The 21,200-nt window shown below is 67.5% G+C and carries 26 protein-coding genes; 7 read left to right on the plus strand and 19 right to left on the minus strand.

Annotation, left to right across the window (positions count from 1 at the left end):
- The first annotated feature begins 40 nt into the window (after window positions 1-40).
- The 5 genes from DID99_RS20210 (at window position 41) to dbpA (ending at window position 5,124) form a co-directional block, all read left to right on the plus strand.
- A complete protein-coding gene (locus tag DID99_RS20210; RefSeq protein ID WP_124667390.1) occupies window positions 41-529 on the plus strand; it encodes an Lrp/AsnC family transcriptional regulator in 489 nt (162 codons plus the stop codon).
- A 61-nt stretch (window positions 530-590) separates the two neighbouring features.
- Window positions 591-920: a hypothetical protein gene (locus DID99_RS20215; RefSeq protein ID WP_124667391.1), complete on the plus strand. Its 330-nt coding sequence runs from the start codon at window positions 591-593 to the stop codon at window positions 918-920.
- A 537-nt stretch (window positions 921-1,457) separates the two neighbouring features.
- A complete protein-coding gene (mqo, locus tag DID99_RS20220) occupies window positions 1,458-3,101 on the plus strand; it encodes a malate dehydrogenase (quinone) (protein WP_124667392.1) in 1,644 nt (547 codons plus the stop codon).
- 431 nt (window positions 3,102-3,532) lie between these two features.
- Complete coding sequence (locus tag DID99_RS20225; protein ID WP_044845448.1) at window positions 3,533-3,730, plus strand: hypothetical protein; 198 nt, start codon at window positions 3,533-3,535, stop codon at window positions 3,728-3,730.
- Window positions 3,727-5,124: an ATP-dependent RNA helicase DbpA gene (gene dbpA / locus DID99_RS20230; protein ID WP_124520914.1), complete on the plus strand. Its 1,398-nt coding sequence runs from the start codon at window positions 3,727-3,729 to the stop codon at window positions 5,122-5,124. Before DID99_RS20225 ends, dbpA begins: the two co-directional genes overlap by 4 nt.
- A gap of 29 nt (window positions 5,125-5,153) precedes the next feature.
- Here dbpA and DID99_RS20235 read toward each other — a convergent pair whose 3' ends face one another.
- Complete coding sequence (locus DID99_RS20235) at window positions 5,154-5,765, minus strand: LysR family substrate-binding domain-containing protein (protein ID WP_260444620.1); 612 nt, start codon at window positions 5,763-5,765, stop codon at window positions 5,154-5,156.
- Complete coding sequence (locus tag DID99_RS37890) at window positions 5,705-6,031, minus strand: LysR family transcriptional regulator (RefSeq protein WP_260444621.1); 327 nt, start codon at window positions 6,029-6,031, stop codon at window positions 5,705-5,707. Before DID99_RS37890 ends, DID99_RS20235 begins: the two co-directional genes overlap by 61 nt.
- Window positions 6,032-6,152: 121 nt before the next feature.
- Between DID99_RS37890 and hndA the strand changes: the two genes are divergently transcribed.
- On the plus strand, window positions 6,153-7,103 hold the full coding sequence (gene hndA / locus DID99_RS20240) for a 2-hydroxy-1-naphthoic acid nonoxidative decarboxylase (RefSeq protein WP_124667393.1): 951 nt from the start codon (window positions 6,153-6,155) through the stop codon (window positions 7,101-7,103).
- An 84-nt stretch (window positions 7,104-7,187) separates the two neighbouring features.
- Here the strand turns inward: hndA and DID99_RS20245 are convergent, their stop codons facing one another.
- From DID99_RS20245 to DID99_RS20325, 17 genes are all read right to left on the minus strand, one after another.
- Window positions 7,188-8,090: a transporter gene (locus DID99_RS20245; RefSeq protein WP_124667394.1), complete on the minus strand. Its 903-nt coding sequence runs from the start codon at window positions 8,088-8,090 to the stop codon at window positions 7,188-7,190.
- Between the two features lie 67 nt (window positions 8,091-8,157).
- Window positions 8,158-8,979 (minus strand): alpha/beta fold hydrolase, encoded by an 822-nt coding sequence (locus DID99_RS20250; RefSeq protein ID WP_124667395.1) that lies wholly within the window; start codon window positions 8,977-8,979, stop codon window positions 8,158-8,160.
- 37 nt (window positions 8,980-9,016) lie between these two features.
- Window positions 9,017-9,226, minus strand: a complete 210-nt coding sequence (locus tag DID99_RS20255; protein WP_082088541.1) for a 2-hydroxymuconate tautomerase — start codon at window positions 9,224-9,226, stop codon at window positions 9,017-9,019.
- 9 nt (window positions 9,227-9,235) lie between these two features.
- Window positions 9,236-10,024 (minus strand): 2-oxo-3-hexenedioate decarboxylase, encoded by a 789-nt coding sequence (gene dmpH, locus DID99_RS20260; protein WP_124667396.1) that lies wholly within the window; start codon window positions 10,022-10,024, stop codon window positions 9,236-9,238.
- A complete protein-coding gene (gene dmpG / locus DID99_RS20265) occupies window positions 10,021-11,067 on the minus strand; it encodes a 4-hydroxy-2-oxovalerate aldolase (protein WP_044845455.1) in 1,047 nt (348 codons plus the stop codon). The genes dmpH and dmpG overlap by 4 nt, the downstream gene beginning before the upstream one ends.
- A gap of 44 nt (window positions 11,068-11,111) precedes the next feature.
- Window positions 11,112-12,032: an acetaldehyde dehydrogenase (acetylating) gene (locus DID99_RS20270; protein WP_124667397.1), complete on the minus strand. Its 921-nt coding sequence runs from the start codon at window positions 12,030-12,032 to the stop codon at window positions 11,112-11,114.
- Window positions 12,033-12,073: 41 nt separating this feature from the next.
- On the minus strand, window positions 12,074-12,856 hold the full coding sequence (gene dmpE / locus DID99_RS20275) for a 2-oxopent-4-enoate hydratase (protein WP_124667398.1): 783 nt from the start codon (window positions 12,854-12,856) through the stop codon (window positions 12,074-12,076).
- A gap of 28 nt (window positions 12,857-12,884) precedes the next feature.
- On the minus strand, window positions 12,885-14,396 hold the full coding sequence (locus DID99_RS20280; RefSeq protein ID WP_124667399.1) for a 2-hydroxymuconic semialdehyde dehydrogenase: 1,512 nt from the start codon (window positions 14,394-14,396) through the stop codon (window positions 12,885-12,887).
- A 99-nt stretch (window positions 14,397-14,495) separates the two neighbouring features.
- Window positions 14,496-14,945 (minus strand): heme-binding protein, encoded by a 450-nt coding sequence (locus DID99_RS20285; RefSeq protein ID WP_124487095.1) that lies wholly within the window; start codon window positions 14,943-14,945, stop codon window positions 14,496-14,498.
- A gap of 21 nt (window positions 14,946-14,966) precedes the next feature.
- Complete coding sequence (locus tag DID99_RS20290) at window positions 14,967-15,911, minus strand: catechol 2,3-dioxygenase (protein WP_124520933.1); 945 nt, start codon at window positions 15,909-15,911, stop codon at window positions 14,967-14,969.
- Window positions 15,912-15,936: 25 nt separating this feature from the next.
- Window positions 15,937-16,293 (minus strand): 2Fe-2S iron-sulfur cluster-binding protein, encoded by a 357-nt coding sequence (locus tag DID99_RS20295; protein WP_044845461.1) that lies wholly within the window; start codon window positions 16,291-16,293, stop codon window positions 15,937-15,939.
- 1 nt (window position 16,294) lies between these two features.
- Window positions 16,295-17,359 carry an NADH:ubiquinone reductase (Na(+)-transporting) subunit F gene (locus DID99_RS20300; RefSeq protein ID WP_124667400.1) on the minus strand — a complete coding sequence of 355 codons (1,065 nt, stop codon included), beginning with the start codon at window positions 17,357-17,359 and terminating at the stop codon, window positions 16,295-16,297.
- Window positions 17,360-17,384: 25 nt separating this feature from the next.
- A complete protein-coding gene (locus DID99_RS20305) occupies window positions 17,385-17,741 on the minus strand; it encodes a phenol hydroxylase subunit P4 (RefSeq protein WP_124529340.1) in 357 nt (118 codons plus the stop codon).
- Window positions 17,742-17,815: 74 nt separating this feature from the next.
- Window positions 17,816-19,366, minus strand: a complete 1,551-nt coding sequence (locus tag DID99_RS20310; RefSeq protein ID WP_124667401.1) for an aromatic/alkene/methane monooxygenase hydroxylase/oxygenase subunit alpha — start codon at window positions 19,364-19,366, stop codon at window positions 17,816-17,818.
- 37 nt (window positions 19,367-19,403) lie between these two features.
- Entirely contained in the window at window positions 19,404-19,673 is a 270-nt protein-coding gene (locus tag DID99_RS20315; protein WP_124667402.1) for an MmoB/DmpM family protein, read from the minus strand.
- Window positions 19,674-19,710: 37 nt separating this feature from the next.
- Window positions 19,711-20,706, minus strand: a complete 996-nt coding sequence (locus DID99_RS20320; RefSeq protein WP_124487101.1) for a phenol hydroxylase — start codon at window positions 20,704-20,706, stop codon at window positions 19,711-19,713.
- A 16-nt stretch (window positions 20,707-20,722) separates the two neighbouring features.
- The gene (locus tag DID99_RS20325; protein WP_311766337.1) at window positions 20,723-20,935 is read right to left on the minus strand and encodes a phenol hydroxylase subunit; all 213 of its coding nucleotides are present in this window, start codon (window positions 20,933-20,935) and stop codon (window positions 20,723-20,725) included.
- Between DID99_RS20325 and DID99_RS37340 the strand changes: the two genes are divergently transcribed.
- Window positions 20,934-21,158, plus strand: a complete 225-nt coding sequence (locus DID99_RS37340) for a hypothetical protein (protein ID WP_185500417.1) — start codon at window positions 20,934-20,936, stop codon at window positions 21,156-21,158. The genes DID99_RS20325 and DID99_RS37340 overlap by 2 nt on opposite strands.
- Window positions 21,159-21,200: the final 42 nt, after the last annotated feature.

The raw sequence follows: 21,200 nt of genomic DNA on the forward strand, positions 1-21,200 counted from the left end.
TTCGTACAATTTTGAGAAAACCGTCTACGGAGACCCTGAAATGAGCAAAAATCGCGCTTCGGTGGAGCTGGACGGTGTCGATCGCGCGATGCTCCGCCTGCTGCAGGAAGACGGCGCGCTGTCCAACGCGACGCTCGGCGAACGGTTGTCGCTGAGCGTCACGCCGTGCTGGCGGCGGCGCAAGCGGCTAGAAGACGAAGGCGTGATCACCGGCTACCAGGCGAACCTCGACCGCCGCGCGCTCGGCATGAACGTGTTCGCGTTCGTGCAGGTCACGTTCAACATGCGTTCGGACCAGGATTCGGATCACTTCGAGGACGTGATGCGGCGTCACGACGAAGTGACGTCGTGCCACAAGATCACCGGCGCGGCCGACTACATCCTGCAGGTCGTCGCCGCCGATCTCGACACGTATGCGGAATTCGTCGAACGCGTGCTGAGAAAGCAGGCCGGCGTGTCGTCGATCCAGTCGAGCCTCGCGCTGCGCGAGGTCAAGTTCTCGTCGCGCGTGCCGGTGCCGGATGCGTGATCGATCAAGCGCCCGTGCACGGGCATCCGCTGTCGACCTTCATCCCATGGAGCGCTACCGCATGAAACATTGCATTCCTTCCGCGCCGCTTGCCGCCGCGATCGCTCTCGCGTTTGCATTGGGCGCGTGCGCGACGCAACCGCCTGCCCCGCTTCCACCCAATGTCGCCGGGCAGGACCCGCAGGGCACGCAGACCGCCCAGGCTGCCGAAGCCGCCCCGCCGATGGTCGGCGGCGATCGCGACGCGCACGGCTGCATCGGCTCGGCCGGTTATGCCTGGTGCGAAACGACCCGACAATGCGAGCGCCCGTGGGAACTTGCGAAGGCGCATGGCTTCGCGAACTCGGCGCAGGGATACGAGCAGTTCTGCCGGAACGGCGCAGCGAAGTGAAGTAATGCGATGTGACCGGGTCGCGATGCAACGTCGCGCCCCGATGAAGTGCGAGCGCGATGCGCGCCATGCCCGTCGCGCGCGTTTCGCCCCGCTGATCCCGCCGTTTTTCCCGTTCCGCGCACCGTCATTCCGGAAACCCGGACACACAAAAAACCCCACGAAAACAGGGATATTCCGCGCGAGCGACACGGCAATCGAGTTCGGTTATATTACGCGCCCCTTGCCATCCCGCCCCGCGGAACGCATTGCGCGCGGCCGCTTTCGACGCGGTCTGAAACGCCTTCCGGCGAGGCCCGCAGCAAGGGCCTGCGCGCCCGTCGCACGACCGTGAAGCAGCCGATTGCACGCGTACATGAAGCCGATCCGAAGGTGTCCTTCGCAACGGCTTCGCGTGCGCAAATGCAACGGTGAACGCGGTCGGTCCGGAATTCCGGATTCGCGATCCGGATCTCCGGATGCGCGATCCGGTTGCGAATCCGCATCGGCCGGGCGGCATGGCAAACCGATGCATCCAAGTTGAAAAAGGGATCTGCTGTGATCAAAACGTTACGGGTAATACTGTCGGCGCTCGCGCTGTGCGTCGCGACGTCGTCCGCGCATGCCGCCGATACGAAGAAGGTCGACGTCCTGCTGGTGGGCGGCGGCATCATGAGCTCGACGCTCGGCGTGTGGCTGCACGAGCTGCAGCCCGACTGGTCGATGACGATGGTCGAGCGCCTCGACGGCGTCGCACTGGAAAGCTCGAACGGCTGGAACAACGCGGGCACCGGCCACTCGGCGCTCGCCGAGCTGAACTACACGCCGGAGAAGGCGGACGGCAAGATCGACATCTCGAAGGCGATCGAGATCAACGAGTCGTTCCAGATCTCGCGCCAGTTCTGGGCCTGGCAGGTGCGCCAGGGCGTGCTGAAGAACCCGCACTCGTTCATCAACTCGACGCCGCACATGAGCTTCGTGTGGGGCGACGACAACGTCCGCTTCCTGAAGAAGCGCTACGAGGCGCTGCAGGCGAGCCCGCTGTTCCGCGGCATGCAGTATTCGGAAGACTACGACCAGATCAAGCAGTGGGTGCCGCTGATGATGGAAGGCCGCGACCGCAACCAGAAGGTCGCGGCAACGTGGACGCCGATCGGCACCGACGTGAACTTCGGCGAGATCACGCGCCAGTTCGTCGGCTACCTGAAGACGCAGCCGAACTTCACGCTGTCGCTGTCGAGCGAAGTGCGCGAGATCTCGCGCAACGCGGACGGCACGTGGCACGTGTCGTGGGTGAAGCTGCATTCGGATGAACCGCCGCAGGCCGTCGACACGAAGTTCGTGTTCATCGGCGCGGGCGGCGGTGCGCTGCACCTGCTGCAGGCGTCGGGCATCCCCGAGGCGAAGGACTACGGCGCGTTTCCCGTGGGCGGCTCGTTCCTCGTGACCGACAACCCCGAGGTCGTGAAGCGCCACCTCGCGAAGGCGTACGGCAAGGCGTCGGTCGGCTCGCCGCCGATGTCGGTGCCGCACCTCGACACGCGCATCATCGACGGCAAGAAGATCATCCTGTTCGGGCCGTTCGCGACGTTCTCGACCAAGTTCCTGAAGAACGGCTCGTACTTTGACCTCGCGAAGAGCACCAACCTGCACAACGTCGCACCGATGATGCGCGTGGGCGTCGACGAATTCCCGCTCGTGCAGTATCTCGCCGGCCAGCTGATGCTGTCCGACGACGACCGCTTCAACGCGCTGAAGGAATACTTCCCGGACGCGAAGAAGGAAGACTGGCGCCTGTGGCAGGCCGGCCAGCGCGTGCAGATCATCAAGCGCGACCCGAAGAAGGGCGGCGTGCTGAAGCTCGGCACCGAGATCGTCAGCTCGCAGGACGGCAGCATCGCGGGCCTGCTCGGCGCATCGCCGGGCGCGTCGACGGCCGCGCCGATCATGCTGAGCCTGTTGCAGAAGGTGTTCAAGGACAAGGTCGCGACGCCCGAATGGCAGCAGAAGCTCCGCCAGATCGTGCCGAGCTACGGCACGAAGCTGAACGACAGCCCGGCGAAGGTCGTCGAGGAATGGACCTATACGAGCGGCGTGCTGCAGCTGTCGCCGCCGCCGAAGATCGACCTGACGGCGCCGTCGCAGGCGACGGGCACGGCTCCGGCGCGCCCCGCGAAGGCGGCGGCCGACATGGCGCTGTAACGCGTCCGGTCCCGTTTCGCCGCATCGCACGGCCGCCCTTCGGGGCGGCCGTTTTTCATCGCGAATGCGGACGGCGCTGCGTGCTGCGTCCTGCGTAGGCTTCACCGGCTGCCATACCGCCCGCCGCACCACGGCCGATCGCCCGCTGCCGGGGCCGTCCGCCACCGGCCCTCCGCCACCGGCCCTCCGCCGCCAGCCGACCCGCTGCCGATGACCCCGCTGCGGGCCGCGCGGGGCCGGTCGCCCCAGCCACCGTCCCGCATCCGCTAGAATTGCGGGCACGCGCGACACCGTCGCCACCGATCCACCATCCGCATCGACGCGGTCCACGCGACCGCCGGTGCGGCCCGCGCCCGAGCCGCGCGAGCGCCGCACTTCGTTGCCGCGCCCGCCCGGGCGCGCCACCAACCGAATTCAGCTGGAGAAAGACCGTGTTTACTTGCCGAAACCAGAGCTGCGGCACGCAGTGGGAAACGTCCGACGTCGTCATCAAGGACGAAGGCCAGGGGCTGCTGTTCCGCTGCCCGCTGTGCGGCGCGCGCAACTATCTCGAGCGCTTCGAGGACGATGAAGGCAACGTCGCCTACGAACAGATGGAAGGCAAGCCTTACCTCGGAGACCTCGAATGACGCAGCCGACCGCCACGCCCTTCAGCGCGCTGCCGCTGACGCCCGCCACGCTCGCGAACCTCGCGCAGCTCGGCTATGTCGACATGACGCCGATCCAGGCCGCGAGCCTGCCGGTCGCGCTGGCCGGCCAGGACCTGATCGCGCAGGCGAAGACGGGCAGCGGCAAGACCGCCGCGTTTTCGCTCGCGCTGCTGGCGCGCCTCGACGCGCGCCGCTTCGACGTGCAGGCGATGATCCTGTGCCCGACCCGCGAACTCGCCGACCAGGTCGCGCAGGAAGTGCGCCGCCTCGCGCGCGCCGAGGAAAACGTGAAGGTGCTGACGCTGTGCGGCGGCACGCCGATGCGCCCGCAGGCGCAGAGCCTCGAGCACGGCGCGCACATCGTCGTCGGCACGCCGGGCCGCATCATGGATCACCTCGACCGCGGCAACCTGAAGCTCGACGCGCTGAACACGCTCGTGCTCGACGAAGCCGACCGGATGCTCGACATGGGCTTCTTCGACGACATCGCGAAAGTCGCGCGCATGTGCCCGACGACGCGCCAGACGCTGCTGTTCTCGGCGACCTACCCGGACGGCATCGCGAAGCTGAGCCAGCAGTTCCTGCGCAATCCGAAGGAAGTGAAGCTCGAGGAGCGCCACGACGACAGCAAGATCCGCCAGCGCTTCTACGAAGTGACGGAAACCGAGCGGCTGCACGCGGTCGGCCAGTTGCTGAACCACTACCGGCCGGTGAGCACGATCGCGTTCTGCAACACCAAGCAGCAATGCCGCGACCTGCTCGACGTGCTGCACGCGCAGGGCTTCCACGCGCTCGCGCTGCACGGCGAGCTCGAACAGCGCGAACGCGACCAAGTGCTGATCCAGTTCGCGAACCGCAGCTGCTCGGTGCTGGTCGCGACCGACGTGGCCGCGCGCGGGCTCGACATCGCGCAGCTCGAGGCCGTGATCAACGTCGACGTGACGCCCGACCCCGAAGTGCACGTGCACCGCATCGGCCGCACCGGCCGCGCGGACCAGGAAGGCTGGGCGCTGAGCCTCGCCAGCATGGACGAGATGGGCCGCGTCGGCGCGATCGAGCAGGCGCAGAAGCGCGACGTCGAATGGCATCCGCTCGCGGAACTGAAGCCGGCCGGCAACGACACGCTGCTGCCGCCGATGGAAACGCTGCAGATCCTCGGCGGACGCAAGGACAAGATCCGCCCGGGCGACGTGCTCGGCGCGCTGACCGGCGACGCGGGGTTCGACGGCAAGCAGATCGGCAAGATCAACGTGACCGAGTTCTCGACCTATGTCGCGGTCGAGCGCGGCGTCGCGCGCGACGCGCTGCGCAAGCTCAATGCGGGGAAGATCAAGGGCAAACGGGTCAAGGTCCGGTTGATGGACGAAGAGTGACGCGGTGATGCCGGCGCGCGCCGCGACGCTCATGCGGCGCGCCCGCCCAGCATCGCCAGATACTGCCGTACCGCGCCCCATTCCCCGCCGCTGCGGCTGAGCGCGACGAGTTCGGACCCCGGCACGCTGCCGGCGAGTTTCCGGTACACGATGTTCGGCGCCGCGATCCGGCTGAGCGGCGCCGGCACCAGCGCCACGCCGAGACCGGCCCCCGTCAGCGCCAGCACCGACAGCGTGCTGCTCACCTTGTGCGCGATGTGCGGCGTCTTGCCGAGCACCCGCCGCAGGATCGCCAGCTGCCCTTCGTCATCGCCATCGGCGGCATAGAAAATGAACGGTTCGTCCGCGAGCGCCGCGACGCTCACCGAGCGCCGCTTCGCGAGCGCATGCCGGTCGCTCATCATCACGTCCCACGCCCAGCTGCCGATCGTGCGCACGGCCAGCTTCGGATCGAACGCCGTGCCGAAGGCCGGGCAATAGCCTATGTCGAGCCGGCCCGCCAGGATCGCGTCCTGCTGCGCGGCCGGCGCCATTTCGTGCAGGTCGAGCGCCACTTCCGGCCACGCCGCGTGAAACGCGCTCAGGTCGTCGGACAGCCGCCCCGTCGCGACCGCATTGCCGACGAAGCCGATCCGCACCACGCCCGTCTCGCCGCGCGCTGCACGACCGTCTTCGCGCGCGCGGCCTGCTCGAGCGTGTGCCGCGCTTCGGCCACGAGCAAGCGGCCCGCGTCGGTCAGCAGCACCTTGCGGGTGCTGCGCTCGAACAGCGTCGCGCCCAGTTCCTCCTCGAGCGCGCGGATCTGCGCGCTCAACGCGGGCTGCACGATATGGAGCCGCTCCGCCGCGCGGCCGAAATGCCCTTCTTCTGCGACCGCGAGAAAGTAGCGCAAATGGCGAAGGTCCATACGGTCGATTGATCACCCGAAACGATTAATCTCGAAATTTAATCTATTGGAATGAAAAATCAAGCGCGCGCATCCTGATGGTGATCCGCTGCGTCGCAGCCCACCTGCAAGGAGCCCCGTCGTGTCCGACCGCAACCGCATCGATGTTCACCAGCATGTCGTCCCGCCGTTCTGGGCCGCAGCCCTCCCGTCGCACGGCGGCGATCCGTCCGGCTGGGGCAGCCCGACCTGGAGCCCGGAAGCCGCGCTTGCGTTCATGGACTCGCTGGAGATCCAGACCGGCGTGCTGTCGCTGACGGCGCCCGGCGTGCAGGGCTGGAACGGCCAGGCCAAGCGCGACATGGCGCGCCAGGTCAACGAATACGTGGCCGGCCTCGTCGCGCAACGGCCGCCCCGCTTCGGCAACTTCGCGACGCTGCCGCTGCCCGACGTCGACGGCACGCTCGCCGAGATCGATCACGCGTTCGACACGCTGAAGGCCGACGGCGTCGTGCTGCTCAGCAACTACGGCGGCACCTATCTCGGCGATGCGGCATTCGACGCCGTGTGGGCCGCGCTGGATCGCCGCCACGCGGTGGTGTTCATTCATCCGGCCAAGCCCGCGATCGACGTGCTGCCCGGCATGCCCGGCCCGCTGCTCGACTACCCGTTCGATACGACGCGCACCGCGCTGCAGCTCGTGCTCAACGGCGTGATCGCGCGCTACCCGAACGTGCGCATCATCCTGTCGCACGCCGGCGGCTTCCTGCCGTACACTGCGTACCGCTTTGCCGAACTCGCGCCGGGCGTGCGCAACGACGTGCCGGATCGCGACGGGCTGCTCGACCTGCTGCGCACGTTCTACTTCGACACCGCGCTGTCGTCGCCGTCCGCGCTGCCGAGCCTCACCGCGTTCGCGCAACCGGATCGCGTGCTGTACGGCAGCGACTTCCCGTATGCGCCGCCGGCCGTCGGCACGTCGTTCACCGCGGCGCAGGACGCGTATGCCGCGCTGGGCGCCGACCGGCACGCCGCGCTCAATCGCGCGAACGCGCTGCCGCTGTTCCCGCGCCTCGCCGCACTCGCGCGATAACGCGCGACGCAGTGCCGCGTGACGCCCCATCGCGGCGGCGTCACGCGCGCAACCGCCCGCGGCCGTCCGCGCCGCGCGGCACCGTCAGAACGGAATGACGGCCTTCGCCCAAACGGCCTCGCCGGCCGGCCGGTTGCGCACGAAGAATTCCTTCACGACGCGCGCTTCCAGGCTGACCTTACCGAACTGGTAACGGACACCGGGGCCGATCGCGAACGTCTGTCCGCGAAAGCCGTCGCCCGCGACCGGCTGGCCGTTCTGCATGTCGTCGGTGGTCTGCTTGACGAAGTAGCCCGACAGCCCGACGCGCGCCTTCGGCGTGACCGCATAGCTCGCCGAGTAATCGATGTGGAACAGGTTGCCCGAGTGGTAATGGGTGTCGTTGTTCGGCGAGTTGAAGCTGTACGTGATCTTCGCGGACACCTCGATCTTGTCGTTCGGCAGCCACGTCACGCCGAACACCGGCCGCGCGGTGTAGTAGTTCTTGCCGGTATTCAGCGCCGCATGCATGTCGTACTGGCCGGTCGGGAACACGAATTCGATCGCCGCGACGGTGCGCAGCGCGCCCGATCCCCACGCGATCAGCGCGGGGCTGACGATCAGGTCGCCGAGATTGGTGCGGTCGAACGACGCGCCGCCCGCATCCAGCGCCAGATGCTCCACCGGCAGCACCGCATACGCACCGTAGCGCCCGCCGAGCACCGACAGGTTCGACATCCACACGACGCGCGGAATCAGCACGTCGGCATCGAGCTTGAAACCGGGCACCGAACCGTTGCCGTGCGAATCGTTGAAGCGCGACGCATGGTAGTGCGTGTAGTACAGCAGCGCGTACAGCCCGGCCGGCGGCAGCGCGCCGGCGAAGAACGCTTCCGCGCCCTCGCCGATCGTATCGCCGCCGCCCTCCGTTGCAAACGCGCCGGTGCTCAGCGCCATGCCCGCGCACGCGGCGAGCGAAACCAGTCCGAATGCAGCCTTTCGTTTCATCGATGTCTCCAATATTCGTTCTACTGAATTGATTTTTTATGGTCGTCCCGCGCGCCGCCCCCGCCGGCTATTCGTTGAAGTGCTCGATCACGAGCCGGTTGAAGCGCGCCGCGTGCTCGATCTGCGTCCAGTGTCCGCAGCGGCCGAACACGTGCAGCTGCGCATTCGGCAGCAGTTCCAGCAGCCGCGTCGAGCTGTCGAGCGGAATCACGCGGTCCTCGCGGCCGTGCACGATCAGCGTCTCGTGCGGCAGCGCGCGCAGTTTCGCCTCGTCGCTCGCGAGCGCATCGACCCAGCGCTGACGCGGCGCGGGAAACATGTTCGCGAAGGCCTCCTGGTAGCTGGGCCGCACACTCGCGGCGTAGCGCAGCTTCGCGAGCTCGTCGTTCACCAGCGTGCGATCGAACGCGAAGATGTCCAGCAGGCCGCGCATGTTCCCGATCGACGGCGTATAGCCCCACACGGCGTCGAGCCCTTCGGTGAGCGTGAAGCGCGTGCCGGCCGCGCCCATCAGCACGAGCCGGCCGACCCGTTCGGGCGCGCGGATCGCCAGCGCAAGCGCGAGCGCGCCGCCGAACGAGTTGCCGATCACGTGCGCGCGCTCGACGTCGAGCGCATCGAGCAGGCCCAGTGCGTGGTCGACCCAGTGGTCCATCGAATACACGTAATCGCGCGGTCGCTCGGTTTCGCCGAAGCCGGCCATGTCCGGCGCGATCACGCGAAACTGCGCGGCAAGCGCGGGCATCGTGAGCCGCCAGTTCGCATAGGCCGTGACGCCCGGCCCCGAGCCGTGGATCAGCAGCACCGGCGGCCCGTCGCCGAGGTCGTGATAGTTGGTGTCGAGACCAGCCGCGACGATCCGGCGGCCCAGTTCGGGATTGCTTGACATGATGCTTCTCCAGTCGGTTTCGATGGCGCGCGGCGCGTCAGCGCCCGCGTTTCTTCGCGCTCTGCCCGCCGATCCCGAAATGCGCCTTCGGCATCTCGGTGATGATCACGCGCACCGATTCGAGCGGTGCGTCGAGCGAGCGATGGATGGCTTCGGTGACTTCGGCGATCAGGCGTTCCTTCTTGTCGTCGTCGCGGCCTTCCAGGATGTACAGATGAGCTACCGGCACGATGGCCTCCCGTTGCATTCGGAACGTTCAGATGAAGCGCAGGCCGACCGAGCCGATGTCCTGTACGCGCAGCGTCACGTTGTCGCCGGCCGCGACGGCCACCGCCTCCGTGATGCCGCCCGACAGGATCAGGCTGCCCGCCGGGATCGATTCGCCGCGCGCGCCGAGATGGTTCGCGAGCATCGCGATCGCCGCGGCCGGATGCCCGAGCACGGCCGCGCCGGCGCCGAATGCGACCGGCAGCCCGTTCTTCTCGAGCACGATGCCGAGCGTGCGCAGGTCGACACCGTCCACCGGCAGCGGGCGGCCGCCCGCGACGAAGCGCGCGGCCGACGTGTTGTCGGCCACCACGCTCTTCAGGCCGAACTTGAAATCGCGGTAGCGGCTATCGATCACCTCGATCCCGGCGACGACGAAATCGGTCGCGGCGAGCACCGCGCCGACGTGGCAGCCGGGCCCCTTCAGTTCCGCCTTCGTCACGAACGCGATTTCCGGCTCGACCTTCGGATGGATCAGTGCGGACGTGTCGCACTCGCCGCCGTCGGGCAGGTCGTAGACGTCGGTGAGGAAACCGAACACGGGCGTGTCGACGCCCATCTGCCGCATCTTCGCGTGCGACGTCAGGCCGGCCTTGTAGCCGACGATCCGCGCGCCGCGTGCGAGCTGCCGGCGGCGGATCGCATCCTGCACCGCGTAGGCGTCGTCCCAGTCCATCTCCGGATGGCGGTCGGTGATCTTCGGCGTGTCGCATGCTTCACGCATGCAGTCGTCGAGATGCGCGGCGAGCGCCTCGATCGTGTCGGTCGACAGGTTCATGCGGCCTCCCGCTTCGCTTGCGCCGCGCGCGCCTTCGCGAGCGTCAGCGCGGTGTCCTCGATCATGTCCTCCTGGCCGCCGACCATCCCGCGCCGGCCAAGCTCGACGAGGATGTCACGCGCCGGAATCCCGTATTTGTCGCCCGCCCGCTTCGCGAACAGCAGGAACGACCCATAGACGCCCGCATAGCCGAGCGTCAGCGCGTCGCGGTCGATCCGGATCGGGAAATCCATCATCGGCACGACGAGATCCTCGGCGACGTCCTGGATCTTCCACACGTCGACGCCGGTTTCGATGCCCATCCGCTCGCACACGGCGACGAACACTTCGAGCGGCGTGTTGCCGGCACCGGCGCCGAGCCCCGCCGCCGCGCCGTCGATCCGGTTCGCGCCGGCCTCGATCGCGGCGATCGAGTTCGCGACGCCCATCGCGAGGTTGTGGTGACCGTGAAAGCCCAGCTCCGTGTCGGGCTGCAGCGCGTCGCGCACCGCGCCGAGGCGCGCCTTCACGTCGTCGGGCAGCATGTAGCCGGCCGAGTCGGTGATGTAGATGCAGTTCGCGCCGTACGACTCCATCAGCTTCGCCTGCTTCACCAGCCCTTCCGGGCTGTTCATGTGGCTCATCATCAGGAAGCCGACGGTATCCATGTCGAGCTTGCGCGCCATCGCGATGTGCTGCTCGGAGACGTCCGCCTCGGTGCAGTGCGTCGCGACGCGGATCGTATGCACGCCGAGCGCGTGCGCTTCCTTCAGGTGATCGACGGTGCCGATGCCCGGCAGCAGCAGCGCCGACACCTTCGCGCGCTTCAGCAGCGGGATGACCGCGCCGAGGTATTCCGCGTCGGTATGCGCGGGAAAGCCGTAGTTCACCGACGAGCCGCCGAGGCCGTCGCCGTGCGTGACTTCGATCAGCGGCACGCCGGCCGCGTCGAGCCCGCTCGCGATCGAGCGCATCTGGTCGAGCGTCATCTGGTGACGCTTCGGGTGCATGCCGTCACGCAGCGTCATGTCGTGGACGGTGATTCGCTTGCCTTTGAGATTCATTTCCGTTCCTTTTCGTCCGGTCGTGGAAGTCGCGTCCGCTGGCATCAGGCCGCCTGCGCGGCCGATGCCAGCGTGAGGCGGCCGGCCAGCAGTTCCTCGGCGAACATTTCAGCGGTGCGCGCGGCGGCGGCCGTCATGATGTCGAGGTTGCCCGCGTATTTCGGCAGGTAGTCGCCGAGGCCTTCGACCTCGAGATAGACCGACACGCGATTGCCGTCGAACACCGGCCCGTTGACGAGCCGGTAGCCGGGCACGTAGCGCTGCACGTCGGCGATCATCGCGTGCACCGATTCGACGATGCGCGCTTCGTCGGGTGCGCTCTCCGTCAGGCAGTGCACGGTGTCGCGCATGATCAGCGGCGGGTCGGCCGGGTTGATCACGATGATCGCCTTGCCCGCCTTCGCGCCGCCGACCTGCGCGACCGCCGCGGCCGTCGTGCGCGTGAATTCGTCGATGTTCTTGCGCGTGCCGGGGCCGACCGAGCGCGACGACACGGTCGCGACGATCTCGCCGTACGCGACCGGCTGCACGCGCGAGATCGCGCGCACCATCGGGATCGTCGCCTGGCCGCCGCAGGTGACCATGTTGACGTTCATCTCGCCGGAGCCGATGTGGTCCTTCAGGTTGACCGGCGGCACGCAGTACGGACCGATCGCCGCCGGCGTCAGGTCGATCATCAGCACGCCGAGCGCATTGAGCTTGCGGCTGTTTTCCGCGTGGACGTACGCGCTCGTCGCATCGAACGCGATCTGCACGCCGTCCGCCTGCACGTGCGGCAGCAGGCCGTCGACGCCGTCCGCGGTGGTCTTGAGGCCGCGTTCGCGCGCGCGTTTCAGGCCGTCCGAATCGGGATCGATGCCGACCATCCACACGGGTTCGAGCACGGGGCTGCGCATCAGCTTGGCGAGCAGGTCGGTGCCGATGTTGCCGGGACCAATCAGCGCGCAACGGATCTTTCGGGTCATGGGGAATGCCTCGTTAGCGTGGAAAGGAGAACGGGCGGCGCTCACGCGAACCGCACCGAACACGCGCCGATCCCGCCGATCGACACGCGGAAGTTGTCGCCGCGCGCGGCCGGCGCCATCGCGGCGAGCGCGCCGGACAGGATCACTTCGCCGGCCTTCAGCGGAATGCCGAGGCGGCCGAGCGTGTTGGCGAGCCACGCGACCGCGTTCACCGGCGAGCCGAGCGCGGCCGCGCCGGCTCCGGTGCCGATCACGTCGCCGTTCTTCTCGAGCACCATCCCGCAGGTCGACAGGTCGACGCCGCGCGTGCTCACGGCCTTGTCGCCAAGCACGAACACGCCGCACGACGCGTTGTCGGCGACCGTGTCGCCGATGCGGATCTTCCAGTCGCGAATGCGCGAATCGACGATCTCGAAGCACGGCATCACGCATTCGGTCGCCGCCAGCACCATCGCGTTCGTCACGCCGGGTCCGAGCAGGTCGCGCTTCAGCACGAACGCGATCTCGCCTTCGGCCTTCGGCTGGATCAGCGTGTCGAGCGCGATGCACTCGCCGTCGCCATATACCATGCCCGACAGCAGGTAGCCGAAGTCGGGCTGGTACACGCCGAGCATGTCCATCACCGCCTTCGACGTGACGCCGATCTTCTTGCCGATCACGGTCTCGCCCGCGTCGAGGCGGCGCTGCACGAAGCGCTGCTGGATGCGGTACGCGTCGTCGACCGACAGGTCCTCGTGCTGCGACGTCAGCGGCGCGATCGGTTCGCGCGACGTCATCGCGTCGTACAGCCGGTCGCCCAGCGTGGTAATCAACGTGGAGTCCATAAGAGTGTTCCGGTCAGTAACGGTTGGGTCAGAGCTTCACGCAGACGTTGCGCAGCTCCGTGTAGAACTCGAGCGAATGCACGCCGCCCTCGCGGCCGATGCCCGATTGCTTCGCGCCGCCGAACGCGGTGCGCAGGTCGCGCAGGAACCACGAATTGACCCACGCGATGCCGACGTCGATCGACGCCGCGACGCGATGCGCGCGCGACAGGCTGGTCGTCCAGATCGCGGTCGACAGCCCGTACGCATTCGCGTTCGCGCGGCCGATCACTTCGGCTTCCGAGTCAAACGGCATCACGAGCGTGCACGGCCCGAAGATCTCGTCGCGCGCGATCGGCGAATCGTCGCCGAGGCCGGTCCAGATCGTCGGCTGCACCCACGCGCCGCCGCGCAGGTCGTCGGGCATGTCGGGCACGCCGCCGCCCGTCACGATCGTCGCGCCGAGTTCGGCCGCCTTGCGGTAATACGACAGCACCTTGTTGCGATGCTCCTGGCTGATCAGCGGGCCGAGGCCGGTCGACGCCGCTTCCGGGCGGCCGGGTTGCAATTGCTCGGCGCCGGCCTTCAGCGCCGCGACGAAGCGCTCGAACAGCGGACGCTCGACATACACGCGCTCGGTGCCGAGGCAGACCTGCCCCGCGTTCGCGAAGCACGAGCGCAACGTGCCTTCGACGGCCGCGTCGAAGTCGCAGTCGGCGAACACGATCGCCGCGTTCTTGCCGCCCATCTCGAGACTGACGGGCCGCGCGCCGTCGGCCGCGGCCTTCATGATGGCCGCGCCGGTGCGCGTCTCGCCGGTGAACGTGATCGCGTTCACGCCCGGATGGGTCGTCAGGAATTCGCCGGCCGAAGCCGGCCCGAAGCCGTGCACGACGTTGTAGACGCCGCGCGGCACGCCCGCCTCGTTCATCACTTCGCCGAGCAGCGCGGCCGTCTGCGGCGTCTCCTCCGACGGCTTCACGACCACCGTGTTGCCGCACGCGAGCGCGGGCCCGACCTTCCACGTCATCAGCAGCAGCGGCAGGTTCCACGGGCAGATCACGCCGACCACGCCGACCGGCCGGCGGATCGCGTAGTTGAGCGCGCCCGCGCCGTCCGGCGTCGCCATCTCGAAGGTTTCGCCGGGCACGTTCTTCACGACGTCGGCGAATACCTTGAAGTTCGCGGCGCCGCGCGGAATGTCGATATGGCTCGCGAGGCTCACCGGCTTGCCGGTGTCGGCCACTTCCGCTTCGAGGAAATCGTCGAAGCGGCGCGTGATGCCGTCGGCCACCGCATACAGCAGCTCGACGCGCTGCGCGACCGTCAGGCTGCCCCACGGGCCGGCCAGCGCCGCGCGGGCGGCCTGCACCGCCGCGTCGACGTCGGCACGGCTCGCTTCGGCCACGCGCGCGATCACCGCGTTGTCGAGCGGCGAGCGCTTGTCGAACCAGCGCTCGCCCGCGCGATAGTCGCCGTCGATGAAGTTGCGGACGCGCCGCGGTTCCGGCTGCCCGCCGGCGGGGCCGCGTTTCGCGGCGTTGGGTTCGGTGTCGTACATGATGGAGTTACCGATAGTCGTGAATCCGTGATCCGTGGGTTCGTGAAGCGTGTTCGCGTGCGATGTCGTGCCGTGTCTTGCCGTGTCGCATGCCGCGCGTCACGACCCGCCAAGGCCGGCCGCATCGAGCCCCGCCTGCGCGCATTGCGCGTCCTGCGCCTCGCTGCCGCCCGACACGCCGATGCCGCCGATCAACGCACCGTCGTCGACGATCGGCAGCCCGCCGCCGAACGCGACGAAGCGTGGTCGCAGCACGAGGCCCTGCCGCACGGCGTCCGAGTGCGACGCCAGGGCGGCGTGCCACGCGCCGGTCGGCAGACCGAAGCTCGCGGCCGTGTACGCCTTGTCGATCGCGATGTCGATCGAATGCAGCGGCGCGCCGGGCATGCGCACGAACGCCGCGAGCAGCCCGGCCGCATCGACGACCGCGACGTTCACGCGCACGCCGAGCCGCCCGGCGGCCTCGGCCGCCGCCTGCGCGGCACGCGCGGCGGCAGGCCAGTCGATCGTGCGCAGCTCGACGCTGCGGGTCGTATCGTTTCGGTTCATTGCGCTGCGCTCCTTCGCGGGTCAGGTATAGACGGTCGTGAACGCTTCGTTCAGCTCGCCGGAGTGGAAGAAGATCCCGCGCCCGAGTTCCTCCTCGGTCCACGTGGTGACAGGGCGATCGGGTTGCGCGAGATAGCCGAGCCCCGCGAACGTCTCGTTGCGGTTGCCGCTCGGATCGAAGAAGTAGATCGTGGTGCCGCGCGTGATCCCGTGCCGCGTCGGCGCGACGTCGATCTTCACCTTGTTCTTCGCCATCACGTCGGCCGACTTCAGCACGTCGGCCCAGTCGTCGAGGAAGAACGCGATGTGATGCAGCCCGTTGCGCGGGCCGCCGACGAACGCGATGTCGTGCGGCGTCGTGCTGCGGAACATCCACGTCGCGGCCTGGATCGTGTTGCCCGGGCCGACCATCACCTGTTCCGCCAGGTGGAAGTCGAGACACTCGGCCATGAAGCGCGTGTTCTCCTCGACGCGGTTCACGCCGGCCTCCGGATTCAGCTCGCACATCAGCAGGCAGTGGTCGAGCCAGTGCACGGCCGAGCCTGGCACGTCGTCGGGCCACGGATCGGGGTTCAGCGAGCCGACCGCGGTGCCCACCAGCTCCTTCTTCGCGAACAGGCGCAGCTCGTGCCCGCTCGGCAGCAGGAACCGCAATTGACGCCCGACCGCCGGCAGCGCGCCTTCGGGCAGCATCTCGGTCGCGATTCCGTATGCTTCGATACGCTGCTGCAGCGCGTCCAGATCCGCGTCGTGCTCGACCTTGTACGCGGCATGCTTGAGCCCCGCCTGATCGGACGGCGACAGGATCAGCGAATACTTGTCCCATTCGTCCCAGCATTTCAGGTAGACGTTGCCCGCCGCGTCGCGCATCGTCTCCTGCATGCCGAGCACGCGCACGTAATGGCGCAGCGCCGCTTCCATGTCCATCACCTTCAGACTGACATGACCAATACGCATCACACCCATGATGTGTCTCCTCCTGGTTTCCTGATTACTTGTCGATCGCCGGCGCGCCTGCACAGGACGCGCCGCAGAAGAACGGCTTTTTCAACCGGCCGGCCACTTCGAGTTCGACGTCGCCGTCCGGCACGACGCGGCACGCCAGCGCATAGCCGTCGCTTTCCTCCTCCGCGCTCACGTGCGCTCGGCTGATCGGCCCGAGCTTGCGCACCGCGCCGCGCAGCACACGCACCTTGCAAACGCCACACCCACCGTTCAGGCAGCCGACCGGAATGCCGCGCCGGCCGAGCTTCGCCATGCCGGCCAGCAGCGACTCGCCGGACACGCACGCATAGCGCTCGTCGGTCTGCGCGATCCGGACCGTCCCGCATACGCGGCCCGCGTCCATGTCACACCCGCCGGAACAGCGGGCTGCGCGTCTGTTGCGCGTCCGCCGCCGAGATGAACGTCTCGTGATAGATGTCGCGCTCGAACAGGCGCCCCTGCATCAGCGTCGTGATGCACGCGTCGATCATCGCGGGCGGTCCGCACAGGTACGCCTGGTGCCCCGAGAAGTCGCCGTCGAAATGCGCCTTCGCAACGTCGTGCACGAACCCTTGCGCGACGTCGCCGCCGGCATCCGGCGCGCCTTCGGACAGCGCCGGCACGTACGTGAAGTTCGGATGGCGTTCGGCGAGCGCGCGGAATTCGTCGTGGTAGTACAGCTCCTTCGCGTTGCGCTGGCCGTAGACCAGCGTGATCGGCGCGGTGACGCCGCTCGCGAGCAGATCGGCGATCATCGAGCGCGGGCTCGACAGCCCCGATCCGCCCGCCATGAAGATCATCGGCCGCGCGGCCGAGCGGCGCACGAAGAAGCGGCCGTACGGACCCGACAGCCGCACGCGGTCACCCGTCGCGAGCTGCTCGTGCAGATAACCGGTGCCGAGCCCGCCCGGCACCTGCCGCACGTTCAGCTCGATCTCGCCGGTGGCCGCGACGTCGGCCGGCGCGTTCGCGATCGAGAACGCACGGCTCTGCCCGAGGCCGGGAATCTCGAGCTGCACGTACTGGCCCGCCTGGAAATGGATCGGCTGCGACAGCTTCAGGCGGATCGACTTGATGGTCGGCGTGAGCTGCTCGATGCGCGTGACGTCGGCCGCGAAGTCCTTGACCGGGATGATCTCCGCGTCGGGCTCCTCGTCGACGTCGGCCTCGATCACGGTGTCGGCCTGCAACGTCGCGCAGCACGCGAGCGCCTTGCCTTCCTCGCGCTCGAAATCCATCAGCGCGAACGGGTTCGCATCGCCGAGATCGGTTTCGCCGTCGAGCACGGCGACCTTGCAGGTGCCGCACAGGCCGTGACAGCACGCGTGCGGAATGTAGATACCCTGGCGCAGCGCGGCGTCGAGCATCGTCTGTCCTTCCTCGACCTCGATCGTCACGCCCAGCGGCTCGATGGTAAGTTGATGGCTCATGATGGTTCGCTCGTCCGCGTGGCGGTCAGAAGCTCGCGCCGCCGAGGCCGTCGAGGCCCGGCGTGCGGAAGCTGATCAGGTCCTTGTGCCCGAGGCCGTTGTCGGCCAGGCTCTTCGCTGCGTCGGGCGTCCACGGCTCGCCGGAGCGAAACCACGCGACGCGATCCCAGTCGATCTTCGCGAAGTCGGGGTGATAGCCATAGATGGGCGGCAGCACCTTGTCGGCCAACGCGCCGAACGGCAGGTCGGGCGGCAGCGGCAGGCAGAACGGCGCCGGGAACATCAGGTGGTCTTCCCAGCACACGTAGAGCAGCGGCGCCGGAAACTTCCCGACGGCATCCTTGATCGGGAAGTCGTAGGGTTTGAGCGCGATGACGGCCATGTTTGTCTCCTGTCGGCCCGCGTTCGCGCCGTGGCGCGCGCGGGTCCTGTTCAAGGTTGCGTATCGATTGCGGGTCAGTTGCGGGTGGCCTGGCCACGCCAGGCCGCGAAGTTCTTCTGGTCTTCCGAGCCGTCGAAATCGAGGTTGTCGCGGCCCATCTGCACTTCGTAGTAGTCGAGCACCGCGGCGAGCGGATCGAAGCCTTCCGCGCTCGGGTCGGCATCGGGCGGGAAGCAGTTGCCCTGATAGATCTGGTGCACCGGCAGCCACGCCTGCACGTATTTCTGCGGCTCGTGGTCGAAGATTTCCTTGCAGTGATCGCTGCAGAAATGGAACTTGTTGCCGAGATAGTTCGACTCGCGCGCGCCGATCTTCTTCGGGTTGCCGGGCTCGGTGAACAGCATCGGGATCTGGCAGGTCTGGCACAGCATCGGCAGCGTCTTCATGTAGAAGCGGTTGCCGGCTTTCGCCTGCTCGCCCCAGTAGTCGAAACGCGGGCGGTAGTAACGGTCGAACGAATCGGGATACTTCGCGGACAGCCACGCCATCTCGTCTTCGGTCGGCACCCAGGTGTGGAACGCGGAGGCCGCGTTGAAGCCGTAGAACGTCGACCACGCCTGGTGGCTGATGTGGTCCTTGCCTTCGCACGCGTCCTGCCAGCCCTTCGGCTCGCGAATCCCGTAGCGCGCGAGATCCTTGAACAGCGCGCCGCCGTTCTGCTCCGCGTACATCTCCCACGATTCGCGCCAGCTCATCACGCGCTTCGGCTGCATGTAGTCCATCATCATCGCGACCAGCGTGAGCAGCCGGTAGCCGCGCCAGAACCACTTGTCGATCCAGCGCTGCACGATCGGCACGTTGTCCGGGTCCTGTTCGAGCAGGAACTTGATGCACTCGATGCCGAGCGTCATGTGACGCGATTCGTCCGACTGCGCGGAGAAGCCGAACGTGACGGTCGACATGTCGCCGTTGTACGCGGCGCCCGACATGAACGGCACGAACAGCAGGTTCGTCAGCACGTACTCGAACGAGAAGCTGACCGCGGTCAGGAACTCGAACGGGCCCGACGAATACGCATCCTCGAAGAACGACTTCGGCACCGACAGATACCAGACGCGATCGAACCAGTGGTTCGAGTGATGGAATCCGTTGAAGAACTTGTTGTACGTCGACATCGCGTGCGTTTCGGTCTGGTAGTGCCGCAGCTCGTCGATCGACTGCATCTGGCATGCGATGCGCGCGCCCTCGCCGGTGAAGTGCCGGCCGACGTGCGCGAAGCCGCGGTGCGCGAGATATTCGAGCGGCGTCACACCCTGGATGAACAGCTTCAGCGCGTTGATGTAGCGGGCGTCGGTCACGCCGAGGAACGCGTTGTTCTGCGTGAACGCGTCGATCACCGCGTACAGCTTCTTCTCCTTCTCGCCCTGGTATTTCCAGTACGCATCCATCGTCAGGCGGAACGGGTCGACCCACTTGTCCCAGTCGTGGATCTTGATGCCTTCATAGCGGTCGTACGGGAAGACCTTCTCCATCGGCTGGTAGGTCGTCTCCCAGCCGAGGCCGCGCGTCATTGCCGCGTAGCGGTCCTTCAGGCCGAGCTTTTTCTTGAGCGTTGGCGTGTCCATGCGTGTCTCCGTGTTGTCGGTGCGCGTAGCGCGGCGTTCAGTGCGACCAGCTCAGCGTGAACTGGTCGTCGTCCTCGTCGATGTGGCCGGACAGCGTGATCAGGTTCACCTGCAGCTGCTGCAGGTCGAAGCGCGTGCCGGTCAGCTCCTCGATCGTGTCGCGGCGGATCGTCAGCCGGTCCGGCGCGTCGATCTTGACCATGCCGGGCGACTCGACCACCACCGCGCACGGGTTGTCGGCGACGATCGCGTCGACGATCGGTCTGGAGTCCTCATTGGCCTGAAAGGCGATGAATACGTTGGACATGCTGGTTATCCTTGGGATGTGAGGTGAATGCCCGTCGTCAGAGCGCGATGCCGAGCTTCGCGACGCGCGCCTGAAACTGCTCGCGCACTTCGTCGAGCGCGGCCTGGCCGGCGTCCTGCAGCGCGCGTGCGGCGACCGGCGCGAGCGCCGCGTCGGCCCGGGCCGACCAGTCGCGGGTCCAGCGGGCGAGCAGCGCACGGTTGTCGTCGGATTCGGCGGCCATCGTCTTCACGACCGCGTCGATCCAGCGGTTCGATTCGGCGTGCCATTCGGGCATGAACGCAGTCAGCATCGCGACCGCCGAGCCGCCCGCGAGCGCGATCCGTTCATCGACGAAACGGTCGTAGACGAGCGGATACAGCAGGCCGTCGAGCGCGAGGTTCTGCGCGACGAACAGCTCGACCGGGTCGGCCACGACCAGCGTGTCCTCGACGTAGCGGCGCAGCGGCTGCCAGGCGGCGTCGTTCGTCCAGGCCGCCTTGGCCGCGTCGAGCACGTCGGGCTCGGCCATCGCGAGCGCGAGGCGCGTCAGGTACTGCGCGACGCCGAGGTTGTCCATCGCATGGAACATCGCGGGCGCCGTGAACGCGGTGCCGTAGCCGAGCGCGCAGATCTGCGCGTTGTTCATGTTCGCGCCCCACGCGACGTGGCGCAGCGGCACCAGCACGTCGAGCGCGTGCGCGGCGACGTCGTCGCGCATCAGGCCGATCATCCGGCGCGACTCGACGAACTCGAAGTTCGACTCCATCGCGTCCTGCTGGCGCGCCCGCGTGGTCGCCCACGACGCGTAGTAGAACTGGCGCGGATCCTTCAGCGCGTACCAGCTCGCCATCCGGATCGCCGAACGCGACGGATCGAAGATCTCGTGGTCCGGATCCCAGGTCGGCCGGTAATGGAAGTTCGCCTGGGGCTGCGCGCCCATCATGCCTTCCTGGTAACGCGTCGCCGTCTTGTCGCCGCCGATGTGCTGCGCGACGTGCGCGAAGGTGTGCCGGAGCGGCTTGATGTCGACTGTCTTCAGCTCGATGGTCACTTCTTGCTCCTCAATGTCATGGGTTCGCTTCGACGTCGAGCCGCGTGACCTGCTGTTCGCGGCAGAACGCATCGAAGGCGGCAGGAGGCAACGTCAGCTCGACGCACAGCTCCGGCGCACCGCCGATCGACAGCTCGAATTCGACGAAGCCGCGCACGTTCGTGCCCGTCACGCGGACGCACTTGCGGCCGGGATCGAGCGGGGAAAGATCGGTCGGATGCTGATTCATGATCGGTGTCGCCTCCATGCCGGACTTCAATGCAGCATCCGTGCCACGTTCGGATCGACCTTCAAAAAATCTCGATAATTCAGGGAAAGCCCTGACGCAAAGTTCGAATTCGCGATCCACAATGGCGGTTAACCAGAACGGCAAACGCACGCCGGCGACCCTGCCGGAACCTATATCCGGCGGCCTTTTTCATCATTTGAGCAACTCGGTCGAGCGCATTTGATGAAATGATCAAATCGATCCGCTCACCGCGGCGCTGCTGGCG

Source organism: Burkholderia sp. Bp8986 (assembly GCF_003854225.1).
Lineage (GTDB): Bacteria > Pseudomonadota > Gammaproteobacteria > Burkholderiales > Burkholderiaceae > Burkholderia.

What these genes read in the sequence shown, in the direction of transcription:
- DID99_RS20210 (WP_124667390.1), top strand. Translation starts at nt 41, where the DNA reads ATGAGCAAAAATCGCGCTTCGGTGGAGCTGGACGGTGTCGATCGCGCG.
- DID99_RS20215 (WP_124667391.1), top strand. Translation starts at nt 591, where the DNA reads ATGAAACATTGCATTCCTTCCGCGCCGCTTGCCGCCGCGATCGCTCTC.
- dbpA (WP_124520914.1), top strand. Translation starts at nt 3,727, where the DNA reads ATGACGCAGCCGACCGCCACGCCCTTCAGCGCGCTGCCGCTGACGCCC.
- DID99_RS37890 (WP_260444621.1), bottom strand. Translation starts at nt 6,031, where the DNA reads ATGGACCTTCGCCATTTGCGCTACTTTCTCGCGGTCGCAGAAGAAGGG.
- DID99_RS20245 (WP_124667394.1), bottom strand. Translation starts at nt 8,090, where the DNA reads ATGAAACGAAAGGCTGCATTCGGACTGGTTTCGCTCGCCGCGTGCGCG.
- DID99_RS20250 (WP_124667395.1), bottom strand. Translation starts at nt 8,979, where the DNA reads ATGTCAAGCAATCCCGAACTGGGCCGCCGGATCGTCGCGGCTGGTCTC.
- DID99_RS20255 (WP_082088541.1), bottom strand. Translation starts at nt 9,226, where the DNA reads ATGCAACGGGAGGCCATCGTGCCGGTAGCTCATCTGTACATCCTGGAA.
- dmpH (WP_124667396.1), bottom strand. Translation starts at nt 10,024, where the DNA reads ATGAACCTGTCGACCGACACGATCGAGGCGCTCGCCGCGCATCTCGAC.
- dmpG (WP_044845455.1), bottom strand. Translation starts at nt 11,067, where the DNA reads ATGAATCTCAAAGGCAAGCGAATCACCGTCCACGACATGACGCTGCGT.
- DID99_RS20270 (WP_124667397.1), bottom strand. Translation starts at nt 12,032, where the DNA reads ATGACCCGAAAGATCCGTTGCGCGCTGATTGGTCCCGGCAACATCGGC.
- dmpE (WP_124667398.1), bottom strand. Translation starts at nt 12,856, where the DNA reads ATGGACTCCACGTTGATTACCACGCTGGGCGACCGGCTGTACGACGCG.
- DID99_RS20280 (WP_124667399.1), bottom strand. Translation starts at nt 14,396, where the DNA reads ATGTACGACACCGAACCCAACGCCGCGAAACGCGGCCCCGCCGGCGGG.
- DID99_RS20285 (WP_124487095.1), bottom strand. Translation starts at nt 14,945, where the DNA reads ATGAACCGAAACGATACGACCCGCAGCGTCGAGCTGCGCACGATCGAC.
- DID99_RS20290 (WP_124520933.1), bottom strand. Translation starts at nt 15,911, where the DNA reads ATGGGTGTGATGCGTATTGGTCATGTCAGTCTGAAGGTGATGGACATG.
- DID99_RS20295 (WP_044845461.1), bottom strand. Translation starts at nt 16,293, where the DNA reads ATGGACGCGGGCCGCGTATGCGGGACGGTCCGGATCGCGCAGACCGAC.
- DID99_RS20300 (WP_124667400.1), bottom strand. Translation starts at nt 17,359, where the DNA reads ATGAGCCATCAACTTACCATCGAGCCGCTGGGCGTGACGATCGAGGTC.
- DID99_RS20305 (WP_124529340.1), bottom strand. Translation starts at nt 17,741, where the DNA reads ATGGCCGTCATCGCGCTCAAACCCTACGACTTCCCGATCAAGGATGCC.
- DID99_RS20310 (WP_124667401.1), bottom strand. Translation starts at nt 19,366, where the DNA reads ATGGACACGCCAACGCTCAAGAAAAAGCTCGGCCTGAAGGACCGCTAC.
- DID99_RS20315 (WP_124667402.1), bottom strand. Translation starts at nt 19,673, where the DNA reads ATGTCCAACGTATTCATCGCCTTTCAGGCCAATGAGGACTCCAGACCG.
- DID99_RS37340 (WP_185500417.1), top strand. Translation starts at nt 20,934, where the DNA reads ATGATCGGTGTCGCCTCCATGCCGGACTTCAATGCAGCATCCGTGCCA.
- DID99_RS20325 (WP_311766337.1), bottom strand. Translation starts at nt 20,935, where the DNA reads ATGAATCAGCATCCGACCGATCTTTCCCCGCTCGATCCCGGCCGCAAG.